Genomic DNA, 14,436 nt, shown 5'->3' with positions numbered 1-14,436 from the left:
CCGGACAGTTGGCCGTTCACAGGTTCGCGGATGTGACGCCGGTCACCGGGGTCGACCTTGCGTTGATGTCTCGGGCCGTTCTATCGTCACGATGTATCGACTCGATACATCAGGCCGAGACACCACGAGACGAGGGGACGAGGGGTTGAGCAAGCGATCCGGAATCCTCGAGTTCGCTGTCCTCGGCCTGCTGCGTGAGTCCCCGATGCACGGCTACGAGCTGCGCAAGCGGCTCAACACCTCGCTCGGGGTGTTCCGCGCCTTCAGCTACGGCAGTCTCTATCCCTGCCTGAAGACGCTGGTCGCCCAGGGGTGGCTGGTCGAGGAGTCGGTGCCGGAGGGAGACCCGCCGGCCACGGCCCTCGCCGGCCGGCGGGCGAAGATCGTCTACCGGCTGACGGCCTCCGGCAAGGAGCACTTCGAGGAGCTGCTCGCCGCCTCGGGGCCGGACGCCTGGGAGGACGAGCACTTCGCCGCCCGCTTCGCCTTCTTCGGCCAGACGTCGAAGGACGTCCGGATGCGTGTCCTCGAAGGGCGGCGCAGCCGCCTGGAGGAGCGTCTGGAGCGGATGCGCGCCTCGCTCGCGCGCACCCGGGACCGGCTCGACGGCTACACCCTCGAGCTGCAGCGGCACGGCATGGAGTCGGTCGAGCGCGAGGTCCGGTGGCTCAACGAGCTGATCGAGACCGAGCGGGCCGGGCGCACCGAGCGCCGGGCCGGCGAGCGGGACGACTAAAACAACCAAGAGAACGGCGGCCGACCCGGCGATCGGGGAACCGCGTGACGATTTCACAAGGAGCAACCGGTATGGGTTCGGTTCGCGTAGCCATCGTCGGGGTGGGCAACTGCGCCACGTCGCTCGTGCAGGGCGTCGAGTACTACAAGGACGCCGACCCGGACAGCAAGGTGCCTGGTCTCATGCACGTGCAGTTCGGCGACTACCACGTGCGCGACGTCGAGTTCGTCGCCGCGTTCGATGTGGACGCGAAGAAGGTCGGCCTCGACCTCGCGGACGCCATCGGGGCGAGCGAGAACAACACCATCAAGATCGCGGACGTCCCGCAGACCGGTGTCACCGTGCAGCGCGGCCACACCCTGGACGGCCTCGGCAAGTACTACCGCGAGACCATCGAGGAGTCCGACGAGGCCCCGGTCGACGTCGTGCAGATCCTCAAGGACCGCAAGGTCGACGTCCTCGTCTGCTACCTGCCGGTCGGCTCCGAGGACGCCGCCAAGTTCTACGCGCAGTGCGCCATCGACGCCAAGGTCGCCTTCGTCAACGCGCTGCCGGTCTTCATCGCCGGCACCAAGGAGTGGGCGGACAAGTTCACCGAGGCGGGCGTCCCGATCGTCGGCGACGACATCAAGTCCCAGGTCGGCGCCACCATCACGCACCGCGTGCTGGCCAAGCTCTTCGAGGACCGCGGTGTGGTCCTGGAGCGCACCATGCAGCTGAACGTCGGCGGCAACATGGACTTCAAGAACATGCTCGAGCGCGAGCGCCTGGAGTCCAAGAAGATCTCCAAGACGCAGGCCGTCACCTCGCAGATCCCGGACCGCGACCTGGGCGCGAAGAACGTCCACATCGGCCCGTCCGACTACGTCCAGTGGCTCGACGACCGCAAGTGGGCCTACGTCCGCCTGGAGGGCCGCGCGTTCGGCGACGTCCCGCTGAACCTGGAGTACAAGCTCGAGGTCTGGGACTCCCCGAACTCCGCCGGCGTCATCATCGACGCGCTGCGCGCCGCGAAGATCGCCAAGGACCGCGGCATCGGCGGCCCGATCCTGTCGGCGTCCTCCTACTTCATGAAGTCCCCGCCGGTGCAGTACTTCGACGACGAGGCGCGCGAGAACGTGGAGAAGTTCATCCGCGGCGACGTCGAGCGCTGAGTCCGCCGCGCCGCCCTCGCCACTGGGACCTCTCGGGGAGGCCCTCAGCGCAAGGCGCGTCGCCGGCACATCCATGTGGGGCCCCGGGGTGCATCCCCGGGGCCCCATGCGGCGTGTGAGGGTATGACCATGGGTTTCCTGCGCGACCTCCGTACGCTGCTGCGGCTGCCGGACTTCCGGCGGCTGCTGGCGGTGCGGCTGCTCTCCCAACTCTCCGACGGCGTCTTCCAGGTCGCGCTCGCCGCCTACGTCGTCTTCTCCCCGGAGAAGCAGGCGTCCGCCGGCGCGGTCGCCTCGGCGATGGCCGTCCTGCTGCTGCCGTACTCGCTGCTCGGCCCGTTCACCGGTGTGCTGCTCGACCGCTGGCGGCGGCGCCAGGTGCTGCTCTTCTGCAACCTGCTGCGGGCGGTCCTGTCCTGCGGCACCGCGGCACTGATCCTGCTGCATGTGCCGGACTGGCTCTTCTACCTCTCCGCCCTGTCGGTGACCGGGGTCAACCGCTTCGTCCTCGCCGGGCTGTCGGCCGCGCTGCCCCGGGTGGTGGGCGAGGAGCAACTGGTGACGGCGAACTCCGTGTCGCCGACCGCGGGCACGCTGGCGGCCTCCGCGGGCGGGGGCGCCGCCTTCGTCGTGCACCTCTTCCTCTCCTCGGGCGCGGGCGCCGACGCCGCCACAGTGCTGCTGGGCGCGGCGCTCTACCTGTGCGCCGGCCTGTCAGCGCTCACCCTCGGCCGCGACCTGCTCGGCCCGGACCGGCTGCCTGGACGCGCCCGCGTACGCACCGAACTCGCGGGCACCGCCCGGGGCCTGGGCGAGGGGCTGGGCCACCTCGCCCGGCGCCCCGCCGCCCGGCAGGCGCTGTCCGCGATGACGGCCATGCGCTTCTGCTACGGAGCCCTGACCGTCACCCTGCTGATGCTCTGCCGCTACGCCTGGTCCGACCCGGACGACACCGACGCCGGGCTCCGGCTGCTCGGCCTGGCGCTGGGCCTGTCGGCCGCGGGCTTCCTCGTCGCCGCTCTCGTGACCCCATGGGCGACCCGGCGATTCGGCACCTCCGGCTGGATCACCGGCTGCGCGGCGGCCTCCGCGGTGCTGCTGCCGCCCTTGGCGCTGCCGTTCCGGACCGCGCCGATGCTGCTGGCGGCCTTCGTCCTCGGCGTCACCGTCCAGGGCGCGAAGATCGCCACGGACACGGTGGTGCAGACACAGGTGGACGACGCCTACCGGGGCCGGGTCTTCTCCCTCTACGACGTCTTCTTCAACGTCTCGTTCGTGGGCGCGGCGGCCGTGGCCGCGCTGATCCTGCCGCAGGACGGGCGCTTGGCCTCGCTGGTCGTCAGTCTCGCGCTCATCTACGCGATGGTGGCGGGCGCGATGTTCCACGTGGAACATCCGGCGATGTTCCACGTGGAACACGAAGAGGGCTGAGCACAGGGGGCGCGTGACCGTCCCGGACGGGCCGTTGCCCGGACGGACCGCTTCCAGCACCGGGCGGCTTCACGGGCGGGCGGCTTCGCGGACGGCTTCAGGAACGAACGGCTTCGCGGGCAAGAGACTCGGCGGGCGATGTTCCACGTGGAACATCGCCCGGCCGTCGGCTCACTGCTGGGCGGCCCACCACTCCCGCAGCGCCGCCTCGGCACCCTCCTCGCCCAGCGGCCCGTTCTCCAGCCGCAGCTCCAGCAGGTGCTGGTAGGCCCGGCCGACCGCAGGCCCCGGCGGGATGCCCAGGACCTCCATGATCCGGTTGCCGTCGAGGTCCGGCCGGATCGCGTCGAGCTCCTCCTGCTCCTTCAGCTCGGCGATCCGCGCCTCCAGGCTGTCGTAGGTGCGTGAGAGCGCGAGCGCCTTGCGCTTGTTGCGGGTCGTGCAGTCCGAGCGGGTCAGCTTGTGCAGCCGCTCCAGCAGGGGCCCGGCGTCGCGGACATAGCGGCGCACCGCGGAGTCGGTCCACTCGCCGCTGCCGTAGCCGTGGAAGCGCAGGTGCAGCTCGACCAGCCGGGAGACGTCCTTGATCTGGTCGTTGGGGTACTTCAGCTGCGTCATCCGGGCCTTGGTGAGCTTGGCGCCGACCACCTCGTGGTGGTGGAAGGAGACCCGGCCGTCCGGCTCGAACCGCCGGGTCCTGGGCTTGCCGATGTCGTGCAGCAGCGCGGCCAGCCGCAGTGTCAGATCGGGGCCGTCGGTCTCCAGGTCGATCGCCTGCTCCAGCACCGTCAGGGTGTGCTCGTAGACGTCCTTGTGCCGGAAGTGCTCGTCGCGCTCCAGCCGCAGCGCGGACAGCTCGGGCAGCACCCGGTCGGCCAGGCCCGTGTCCACCAGCAGCCGCAGGCCCTTGCGCGGGTGCGCGGACAGCAGCAGCTTGTTCAGCTCGTCCCTGATCCGCTCCGCCGAGACGATCGAGATCCGGTCGGCCATCTCCGTCATCGCGGCCACCACCTCGGGCGCCACCTCGAAGTCCAGCTGCGCGGCGAACCTGGCGGCGCGCATCATCCGCAGCGGGTCGTCGGAGAAGGAGGACTCCGGGGTGCCGGGGGTGCGCAGGACCCGGGCGGCCAGGTCGTCCAGGCCGCCGTAGGGGTCGATGAAGTCCGGTCCGGGCAGGGCGACCGCCATCGCGTTGACCGTGAAGTCGCGGCGCAGCAGATCCTCCTCGATGGTGTCGCCGTAGGAGACCTCGGGCTTGCGGGAGGTGCGGTCGTAGACCTCGGAGCGGTAGGTGGTGATCTCGATCTGGAAGTCGCGGTCCTCGGTGTCCTTGCGGGCGCCGACCGTGCCGAAGGCGATGCCGACCTCCCAGACCGCGTCCGCCCACGGGCGCAGGATCCTCAGCACCTGCTCCGGGCGGGCGTCGGTGGTGAAGTCCAGGTCGTTGCCGAGCCGGCCGAGCAAGGTGTCGCGCACGGAGCCGCCGACGAGGGCGAGCTGGAACCCGGCGGCTCGGAAGAGCCGGCCGAGGTCTTCGGCGACCGGCTCGATCCGGTGGCGGGCCTGCGGGGTCTGGGCGGCATTGCTGGCATTCGGCACAACGACAAAGGGTACGGGGCGCGGGCCGGGCCCCGCTCCCGGTCTCCCGCCGCAGACGGTGCCGAGCTGTGACAGTCGACGACCGACTCCGTAGCACGCGGGCACACGCGCGATCGTTACGATGCCAGCACGCACAACCGTAGGGCACGACCGAACGACACGACCGAACGACAGACGACCAGTGAGGGACGGGCGAGCGCGTGGGCGAGGCGGCACAGGCAGCCGGTACGAGGCCGTCGGCACCACGCCGGCGGGGGCTGCGCGGCACGGCGCTGCTGACGGGGGCCGCGCTCCTGACCGGGCTGCTCCAGGCCACGGGTGCCGGCGCCCTCACCCCCGGCTCTGCGCCCTCGCTGGCCGCCGTCAAGAGCTCCAGGAACGGCACCGGGTCGCGTACGGCCGCGGTCACGCTGAACTCCATCTCCCCGCGCATCCCGGCCGCCGGCGACACCATCACGGTCAGCGGCTCGGTGGTGAACAACAGCCGCGTGACGATCGGCCCGGCCAAGATCGCCGTCCACATCGCCGGCACCGGCCCGCTGCGCTCCCGCAGCGCGATAGAGGCCGAGGCCACCCGGACCGTCTTCGACGCGGCCAAGGACGGCCCGGAGATCAACGGCCACACGGTCACGATGCCCGACCTCGCCCCCGGCCGCAGCGAGCCCTTCACCATCACCTTCCCGGTCAGCGCCCTCGACCTGGGCGCCACCGGCGTCTACGGCATCGGCATCGGCCTGGACGGGCAGGACAGCGCTGAGCCCTACGACCACGTGCTGGGCATCAAGCGCACCTTCGTGCCCTGGTACCCCTCGGGCGAGACGGCGAAGTCGACCCGGATCGGCTACCTGTGGCCGCTCACCGACCGCCCGCACATCGACCCGCGCGGCGACATCGACTCCCAGCAGAGCCCGATCTTCCTCGACGACTCCCTGGCCGCCGAGCTCAAGCCCGGCGACGCCGCGGGCCACGGCGGCGGCCGGCTGTGGCAGCTGGTGCAGACCGGCAAGCAGCTGCCGATCACCTGGGTCGTCGACCCCGACCTGCTGGCCACGGTGGAGGCGATGACCAAGCCCTACCGCGTGGCCGGCCCGCACGGGGACATCACCCGGACCACGGCCGGCACCGGCTCGGCCGTCGCCAAGCAGTGGCTGAACCTGCTGAAGACGGCGGTCGCCAACCAGCAGGTGGTGGCGCTGCCCTTCGGCGACCCGGACCTCGCCTCGCTCGCCCACAACGGCGCGGACGACCACAGCAACGTCAGCCTGGTGAAGACGGGCACAGCCCTCGGCAAGACCACCGTGGACACCATCCTTGGCATCCAGGCCACCTCCAAGGTCGCCTGGCCGCAGGACGGCGCCATCGACCCCTCGATCGTCTCGGTGGCCCGCGACGGCGGGGCCGACACGGTCATCGCCCGCAGCGACTCCCTCCAGGAGCGCGCCTCGCTCGTCTACACCCCGAACGCCGCCCGCCCGATCGGCCACGGCACCACCGCCGCGGTCGCCGACGCGGCCCTGTCGACCGCGTTCGAGGGCGACATGGGCAGCAGGCAGAGCGCCAACCTGGCAGTGCAGCAGTACATCGCCCAGACGCTGCTGGTGACCATGCAGGCGCCCGACACGCAGCGCACGATCCTGGTCGCCCCGCAGCGGATGCCGAGCGCCGCGCAGGCCGCCGCCATGGCCGAGGCGATCCGGCAGACCGACGCCGGCGACTGGGTGGAGCCCACCGACCTCAACGGGGTGCTGTCCGCGAAGGCGGACCCGCTGGCCTCCCGCCACGTGCCGTCCGCCCACGCCTACCCGAAGTCGCTGCGGGCGCAGGAACTGCCCGCGGACGCCTTCAGGCAGCTGCACGAGGTGCAGCTCAACCTCGACGACTTCGTGGTGATCCTCACCATCAAGGACCGGGTGACCGTCCCGTTCCGCAACGCGATGCTGCGGGCGACGTCCACGAACTGGCGGGGCGACGCCCGGGGCGAGAAGATCTACCGCAACACGATCGGCCGCTACCTCACCGACCTCATCGGCGCGGTCCACATCCTCAGCAAGTCCGATCTGACGCTCTCCGGCCGCAGCGGCACCATCCCGGTGACGGTCAAGAACGACCTGGGCCAGCCGATCACCGGCCTGGTGCTGCGGCTCAGCTCCGACTCCAACATCCGGCTGAAGATCAAGAACCCCCAGCAGCCGATCGCGATCGACGGCGGCCACACCCGTACTCTCAAGTTCGAGACCACGGCGAGCGCCAACGGTCCGGCGCAGATCACGGCGCAGCTCTACACGCAGAACGGCGCGCTCTACGACAAGGCCGTGGACTTCAAGGTCCAGCTGACCAACGTCACGGACCTGGTGATGCTCATCATCGCGGCGGGTCTGCTGCTTTTGGTGCTCGCCGGGGTACGCATCTACCGTCAGCGCAAGCGGCACGCCGCTGCAGGCGGCGGGCACGGCGGAGCGGACGGCGGGGTTGCGGACACCGACGGCACCGACCCCGGGCAGCCGGGTGACCCTGCCGCGAACACCGGACAGGAAAGCCCGGAGCGGTCTCCGGCAGGTGAGAAAGTGGACGGATAGCCAGCGGACAATAAGGTGGGGCACTGATGAACGCGCCGTATGACGGTGACCGCGACTCTGCGGGCCGGATGCCCCACTCGTCCGATCAGCAGCCCTCGCCACCCGACCCCTATCTGCAGGGCACCTACGCCTACGATCCCTACCGCCAGGACCCTTCGGCGCAGGGCCGGCAGGACGGTTTCTACGACCAGGCCGCGGACCCGTCGTACCAGCAGCAGCCGCAGCAGCCCTACCCCCCGCAGGCCCAGCAGCAGGCCCCACAGCAGGCCCAGCACCCGTACGCCGCCCAGCAGTGGCAGCAGACCACGTACAACCAGCCGTACGGCGACAACCCGGCCTCGCTCTACGTCGACGACCTCGGGCAGACCGGCGCGCTGCCGGTGTACGACGCCTACGAGCACCTCTTCCGCGACCAGCGGGGCGACGCGTACCCCCCGCAGCAGCAGGGCTACCAGCAGCAGGACCCGCGGCAGGGCTACTCCCAGCAGCAGCAGTACCAGCAGCAGCCCCCGCAGGGCTACGAGCAGGGGTACCAGCAGGGCTACGGCTACCCGCAGGCACCCGGCGACGGCGGCGCCGGTTACGCGCAGCCGCCGTACGGGCAGCCGACCACCTACCAGGGCGACCACCCCTACGGGCAGCAGCAGGGCTACGCGGGCCCGTACCAGGGCGACCCCCGGGCCGGGTACGGCCAGGCAGGCCCCCAGGGCGCCGGACAGGGACCCGCTCAGGGGTACGCCGACCCGCGCTACGGCCCGCCGTACCAGCAACCGCCCGGCGGACCCGGGGGGCCGCAGCCCGGCCCGGAGGCGCCGCCGCAGGACGCCACCGGCCAGATGCCGACCGTCGCCCCGCCGGCCCCCGCGAAGGGTGGCAAGGGCGGCAACGTCCTCAAATCCAGCGCGCTCATGGCCGCGGGCACCCTGGTCTCACGTGTCACCGGCTTCGTCCGCACCCTGGTCACCGCCGCCGCGATCGGCGTGGCCACCCTCGGCGACTCCTACGCGGTCGCCAACACGCTGCCGACGATGATCTACATCCTCACCATCGGCGGCGGCCTGAACTCGGTCTTCGTCCCGCAGCTCGCGCGGGCGATGAAGGACGACGAGGACGGCGGCACCGCGTACGCGAACCGGCTGCTGACCGTCGTCATGGTGGTGCTGGCCGGCATCGTGGCGGTCACGGTGTTCGGGGCGCCGCTGCTGATCAAGCTGATGTCCCCGAAGATCGCCCAGGACCCGGACTCCTACGCCACCGCGGTCGCCTTCGCGCGCTACTGCCTGCCGACCATCTTCTTCATGGGCGTCCACGTGGTCATGGGCCAGGTGCTCAACGCCCGCGGCCGGTTCGGCGCCATGATGTGGACCCCGGTCCTGAACAACGTCGTGGTGATCTTCACCTTCCTGATGTTCATCTGGGTCTACGGGCCCTTCAGCTCCACCAACATGGACGCCAGCACGATCACCCCGGAGGGCACCCGCCTGCTGGGCATCGGCACCCTGCTCGGCCTGGTGGTGCAGTCGCTGTCGATGCTGCCCTACCTGCGGGACGCCGGCTTCAAGTTCCGGCCCCGGTTCGACTGGCGCGGCCACGGCCTGGGCCACACCGCGAAGCTCGCCAAGTGGACGTTCTTCTTCGTGCTGGCCAACCAGGCAGGCCTGATCGTCGTCACCCAGCTCGCCACCTGGGCCGGCGCCGACGCCGCCAAGAGCGGCTACCAGGGCACCGGCATCACCGCCTACAACAACGCCCTGCTGATCTGGCAGATGCCGCAGGCGATCATCACCGTCTCGGTGATGGCCGCGGTGCTGCCCCGGATCTCCCGGGCCGCCGCGGACGGCGACCTCAGCGCGGTGCGCGAGGACCTCTCCTACGGCCTGCGCACCTCCGCGGTGGCGATCGTGCCGGCCTCCTTCGCCTTCCTCGCGCTCGGCGTGCCCATGTGCGGCGTGCTCTACGCCAGCACCGGCGCGGAGTCCGCGCAGAACATCGGCTTCATCCTCATGGCGTTCGGCGTCGGCCTGATCCCCTACTCCGCGCAGTACGTGATCCTGCGCGGCTTCTACGCCTTCGAGGACACCCGCACCCCCTTCTACAACACGGTCGTGGTGGCCGCGGTTAACGCGATCGCCTCGGTCCTCTTCTTCCTCGCGCTGCCCTCCCGCTGGGCCGTGGTCGGCATGGCCTTCTCCTACGGCCTGGCGTACTCCGTCGGCGTCGGGGTGGCCTGGAAGCGGCTGCGCAAGCGGCTGCGGGGCGACCTGGACGGCAAGCGCGTCATGCGGACGTACGCGCGGCTGGTGGGGGCGTGCGTGCCGGGCTCCGTGGCCGCCGGGATCGCCGTCGTGGTGGTCACCAAGGCACTCGGCGGGGGCGCGGTGGGGGCGCTCGCCTCGCTCGTCGTGGGCGGGGTGCTGCTGATCGTTCTCTTCCTCTTCGCCGCCAAGCGCATGCGCATCCAGGAGACCAACGCCATGATCGGCATGGTCCGGGGGCGTCTCGGGCGCTGATCGGGAGCCGCCCCGCACTCCACCGGGCATCCGCACAACCATCCCGGTCCGCTGTGTGTCGTGCATAGAGCCGGAGTGTGGGCACAATTGTCATCAGCCTGACGTGAGAGCGCACAACGGATGGGGAGGCAGGAACGACGGTGGCGGATCGGAGCACGGCCGCCGTCGGTGTGGCCAACGAGGGCGGCGCGACACCGTCCGCCGCCCAGGAGGACGGCGCCACATCCGACGGAACCACGACGGACGACCGGACCGGCGGCACCGCCGGCGACGACGCCAAGGAGGCGTCGTCGCAGCCGCGGACCACCACCATCGAACGGCCCACGGAGACCACGCAGCAGGCACACGCGCCGGAGCCGTCCGGGAAGAAGAGCGCCACCGACACCGCAAGCGGCACCTCGGCCGAACCCGCGGCCGACGCGAACGACTCAGCGACCGACGCAGCAACCGACACCACTGCCGAGACCGAGGTCCTGGACCCCGCCGAGGCGCAGACCGCACGCATCGACCCCACCGAGGCGGAGACAGCCGTCATGGGCAACACCGTGGCGGAGACCGCCGTCCTGGAGACACAGCCGGGAACCCAGCCGGACGCCGAGCCCGACCCCGCCCAGGAGGCCGCGCAGCCGGACGGCGGCGACTCGACGGCGGACGTCAGCGCGCTGGACACGGTGGAGGCCCCCATGGCCTTCATCGACGACGTCCCGGGCAACACCGCGGAGATCCCGAAGGCCGCGGGGGCGAACGGATCGCAGAGCGGCACCGCGCGCCCCGCGGAGGCGGCCGCCAAGAGCCCCCGGAAGGCGGCGGGCGGGAACGGGCAGAGGGCCGGTGGGAAGCCCGCTGAGGCGGCGCCCAAGGCCGCCGGGACGGCCGGCAAGGCTTCGGCCGAGCCCGCCGGGACAACCGACGGCAAGTCCGCCGGGAAGCCCACCGCCGAGCCCTCCGCCAAGGCCGGCGGCAAGCCCGCCGCCGAGGCAGGCGAGAAGCCCACCGGTACAGCCGCGGCCGAGCCCGCGCTTGCAGACGTGCCCGCCGGGAAGACCGCGACCGGACCCACCGACAAGCCCACCGCCACACCCGCTGCCAAGGCCACCGGCGAGGCCGGTGAGAAACCCGCGGCCGCGAAGCCCGCCGCGCGCCCCAAGGTCAGCGCCCCGGAGCTGCACAGCGGCCACAAGCTCGCCCGCCGCTACCAGCTCGCCGAGTGCGTGACCCGGGTCGACGGCTTCAGCAGCTGGCGCGCGGTGGACGAGAAGCTGCGCCGTGCCGTCGGCATCCACGTCCTGCCCGCCGACCACCCGCGCGCCCGCGCGGTGCTGGCGGCGGCCCGGGCCGCGGCGCTCCTGGGCGACCCCCGCTTCGTCCAAGTCCTCGACGCCGTCGAGGAGGACGACCTCGTCTACGTCATCCACGAATGGCTGCCGGACGCGGCCTCCCTGGCCGACCTGCTCGCCACGAGCGCCCTGGACCCGTACGAGGCGTACCAGATGGTCAGCCAGGTCTCCCAGGCCATGGCCGCCGCCCACCGCGAGGGCCTGGCGCACCTGCGGCTGGACCCGGGTGCGGTGCTCCGCACGGTCTCGGGCCAGTACCGCATCCGGGGCCTGGCCGTCGCGGCCGCTCTGCGCGGCCTCAGCTCGGACCACCCGCAGCGCCAGGACACCGAGTCGATCGGCGCCCTGCTCTACGCGTCGCTGACCCAGCGCTGGCCCTACGAGGACGACGCGCACGGCCTCGCGGGGCTGCCCAAGGGCGTCGGCCTGGTCGCACCCGATCAGGTGCGGGCAGGCGTGCACCGCGGCCTGTCCGAGATCGCGATGCGGGCGCTCGCCAACGACGGCGCCACCGCCTCGCGTGAGGACCCGCCCTGCACGACCCCTGAGGAGCTGGCCAAGGCGGTCGCCGCGCTGCCGCGGATCCGCCCGGTCGACGTGCACACCCCGCCGGCGTACCGCGTGCCGGCCTACCAGCAGCCGCCGCAGCCGCCGGGGGTGCCCACCCGCCAGCCCGTGGCTCCGCCGCCTCCTCCGCCGGCGCTGCCCGGCCGCACGGGGCAGTTCCTCAAGGGCGTCGTGGCCGCCTTGCTGATCGTGGCAATCGGCCTCGGCAGCTGGCAACTCGCGGACGCTCTCAAGTCCCGCGGGGGCCACTCGGCGAACCGCACGCCCAACGGCCAGAAGTCCGGGCAGCACACGTCGGCGCCGCCGGCCGCCCACCCGATCCGGATCGTCACGGCCAAGGACTTCGACCCGCTCGGCGACGGCAGCGAGAACTCGGAGCTCGTCCCCAAGGCGTACGACGGCAACCCGTCCACCTACTGGCAGACCAGCAGCTACACCCAGGCCGACTTCGGGGGCCTGAAGCCCGGCGTCGGGCTGATCCTGGATCTGGGCAGCGCGCAGCGGGTGACGTCGGTGAGCGTCGACTTCATAGGGAACACCACCTCGGTGGACCTCATGGCGGCGGGCAGGGACGCGACCTCGATGCCCAGCCGGCTCGCCGACTTCACCAAGGTGGCCTCGGCGACGGGCGCCAAGGTCAAGCTGACGCCCTCCTCGCAACTGACCGCGCGCTTCCTCCTGGTCTGGCTGACCAAGCTCCCGCAGACCTCCTCCGGCAGCCTGCCGTTCCGTGGCAGTATCTCGGAGATCGACGTCACGGGCTGAGCACCGGCCCGACGACCGCGGACGGGGAGGCTGCCTTGGAGGACGGGACCGCGCCCGGCGACGCCGAGCTGCTCGCCCGGCACGTGGCAGGCGACCCCGACGCCTTCGGTGAGATCGTGCGGCGCCACCGCGACCGGTTGTGGGCGGTGGCGCTGCGGACGCTCGGCGACCGCGAGGAGGCCGCCGACGCCCTCCAGGACGCACTGGTCTCCGCCTTCCGGGCCGCCCACACCTTCCGCGGCCAGTCGGCCGTCACCACCTGGCTGCACCGCATCACCGTGAACGCCTGCCTGGACCGGGCCCGCCGGGCGGCCTCGCGGCGGACCGCGCCGGTGGCCGACGAGCAGTACCTCGACGCGATCGTGGAGCCGCAGGAGTCCGCGGCGGCCCCCGCCGAGCGGCACGAGCTCCACCGCGAGCTGCTGGCCGCCCTGGAGACACTGCCGCCCGAACAGCGGGCGGCACTGGTGCTCGTGGACATGCAGGGATACCCGGTCGCAGAAGCCGCGGAGGTACTCGGCGTCCCGGTCGGCACCGTGAAGAGCAGATGCGCAAGAGGGCGGGCCCGGCTGCTGCCGCTGCTGGGCCATCTCCGGTCGGGCGCGGGGGAGAGCCCCGGCGGCGGACGACGGAACCGGACGGAGGGGACATCCGTCCCACAGACGGGCTCGGAACAGGACGGAGGTGGACACCGATGACATCGAACGCGGGCGGTACCCCGCATCCCGAGGACACGGTGCTCTCCGACCTCGCCGAGGACCTGCTCCCCGCCGACCGCGCGGCCGAGGTCCGCGGGCACATCGCGGGCTGCGAGGAGTGCGCGGAGGTGCTGGCCTCCCTGGCGGAGATCCGCAGCCTCCTCGGATCGCTCCCCGCGCCCGAACCCATCCCCGACGACGTGGCCGCCCGGATCGACGCCGCCCTCGCCGCCGAGGCACTTCTCGACGCCACCCGTGCCGATGTTCCACGTGAAACATCGCCCGATTCCACGGCACCGACCGGACCGGTCGAACCGCCTTCCCCGTCTGCGGGACACGAGCCCACGTCCGCACCCGCGCCCGTTAATGTTCCACGTGAAACATCGACCCGTCCGGCCGGGCACCCCGCGGCCGCCACCGGCCCGGGCCGCTCGCCGCGGTCCGGCTCGACCCGGGACGACGGGCCCGCCGGCCGCCGTGCCCGGCGCCGCCGGCGGGGGGTCCTCGCCGGCGTCTGGACCGCCGCGGCGCTCGTGCTCGGTGGTGCCGTCTACGGCATCACCGCGGCCGGTGGGAGCGGCGGCAGCTCCGCCGACACCAGTGCGGCGGCGAAGCGCACCGCGGGCTCCACGGGCCAGGAACAGGCGGTGGGCGACCAGGTGCGCCAGCTGCTCGCCGCCTCGGGTACGGCGAACCGGCCGAACGGCGGGACACCCGCCGTCCCGAACCGCGGCAACACCCCTATGCTCACCGGGCCGGGAGCGGCCCCGGGTGCGGGGGCCGCGGACGTGCCCTCCTGTGTGCTCAAGGCAGCCGGGCACGCGCAGCCGCCGCTGGCCACGCAGCGGGAGACCTTCGACGGCATCCGTTCCTATCTTCTGGTGCTGCCGCACCCCGGCGACGGCACCCTTGTGGACGCAGTCGTCGTTGACGCCTCCTGCGCGCAGGGCGGCACCGGAACGGTGCTCTTCCAGGCCACGTATCCGCGCTGACGACCGGCGTCGAGCCGCTGTGCGCGCCCTCACCCGCGAGCACGCGTGCGGCGTACTGCCAGGGGAATGCC

The 14,436-nt window shown here is 72.1% G+C and carries 9 protein-coding genes; 8 read left to right on the top strand and 1 reads right to left on the bottom strand.

The features are described 5' to 3' along the window. Positions 1-145 precede the first annotated feature (145 nt). From BLR33_RS04230 to BLR33_RS04220, 3 genes are all read left to right on the top strand, one after another. Entirely contained in the window at positions 146-736 is a 591-nt protein-coding gene (locus tag BLR33_RS04230) for a PadR family transcriptional regulator (RefSeq protein ID WP_093782902.1), read from the top strand. 71 nt (positions 737-807) lie between these two features. Continuing rightward, positions 808-1,890, top strand: coding sequence for an inositol-3-phosphate synthase (locus BLR33_RS04225; protein WP_093782901.1), 1,083 nt, complete (start codon positions 808-810; stop codon positions 1,888-1,890). A gap of 129 nt (positions 1,891-2,019) precedes the next feature. Beyond that, positions 2,020-3,321: an MFS transporter gene (locus BLR33_RS04220; RefSeq protein WP_093782900.1), complete on the top strand. Its 1,302-nt coding sequence runs from the start codon at positions 2,020-2,022 to the stop codon at positions 3,319-3,321. A gap of 171 nt (positions 3,322-3,492) precedes the next feature. Here BLR33_RS04220 and BLR33_RS04215 read toward each other — a convergent pair whose 3' ends face one another. Further along, positions 3,493-4,920: a CCA tRNA nucleotidyltransferase gene (locus tag BLR33_RS04215; protein WP_093782899.1), complete on the bottom strand. Its 1,428-nt coding sequence runs from the start codon at positions 4,918-4,920 to the stop codon at positions 3,493-3,495. Positions 4,921-5,120: 200 nt separating this feature from the next. On the opposite strand from BLR33_RS04215, the gene BLR33_RS04210 reads away from it, so the two are divergent. The 5 genes from BLR33_RS04210 (at position 5,121) to BLR33_RS04190 (ending at position 14,365) form a co-directional block, all read left to right on the top strand. Next, the gene (locus BLR33_RS04210; protein WP_093782898.1) at positions 5,121-7,496 is read left to right on the top strand and encodes a DUF6049 family protein; all 2,376 of its coding nucleotides are present in this window, start codon (positions 5,121-5,123) and stop codon (positions 7,494-7,496) included. 26 nt (positions 7,497-7,522) lie between these two features. Then, positions 7,523-10,006, top strand: coding sequence for a murein biosynthesis integral membrane protein MurJ (gene murJ / locus BLR33_RS04205; RefSeq protein ID WP_093782897.1), 2,484 nt, complete (start codon positions 7,523-7,525; stop codon positions 10,004-10,006). Between the two features lie 1,028 nt (positions 10,007-11,034). After that, entirely contained in the window at positions 11,035-12,675 is a 1,641-nt protein-coding gene (locus tag BLR33_RS04200; protein WP_245771201.1) for a protein kinase family protein, read from the top strand. A 35-nt stretch (positions 12,676-12,710) separates the two neighbouring features. Then, positions 12,711-13,373 carry an RNA polymerase sigma factor SigM gene (gene sigM, locus BLR33_RS04195; protein ID WP_093782896.1) on the top strand — a complete coding sequence of 221 codons (663 nt, stop codon included), beginning with the start codon at positions 12,711-12,713 and terminating at the stop codon, positions 13,371-13,373. Further along, positions 13,370-14,365: an anti-sigma factor family protein gene (locus tag BLR33_RS04190; RefSeq protein ID WP_093782895.1), complete on the top strand. Its 996-nt coding sequence runs from the start codon at positions 13,370-13,372 to the stop codon at positions 14,363-14,365. Before sigM ends, BLR33_RS04190 begins: the two co-directional genes overlap by 4 nt. Positions 14,366-14,436 lie beyond the last annotated feature (71 nt).

The organism is Actinacidiphila guanduensis (genome assembly GCF_900103985.1).
GTDB classification, from domain to species: Bacteria; Actinomycetota; Actinomycetes; order Streptomycetales; family Streptomycetaceae; genus Actinacidiphila; species Actinacidiphila guanduensis.
This window is presented reverse-complemented; position numbering and strand designations above follow the sequence as displayed.

What these genes read in the sequence shown, in the direction of transcription:
- BLR33_RS04220 (WP_093782900.1), top strand. Translation starts at nt 2,020, where the DNA reads ATGGGTTTCCTGCGCGACCTCCGTACGCTGCTGCGGCTGCCGGACTTC.
- BLR33_RS04190 (WP_093782895.1), top strand. Translation starts at nt 13,370, where the DNA reads ATGACATCGAACGCGGGCGGTACCCCGCATCCCGAGGACACGGTGCTC.
- murJ (WP_093782897.1), top strand. Translation starts at nt 7,523, where the DNA reads ATGAACGCGCCGTATGACGGTGACCGCGACTCTGCGGGCCGGATGCCC.
- BLR33_RS04225 (WP_093782901.1), top strand. Translation starts at nt 808, where the DNA reads ATGGGTTCGGTTCGCGTAGCCATCGTCGGGGTGGGCAACTGCGCCACG.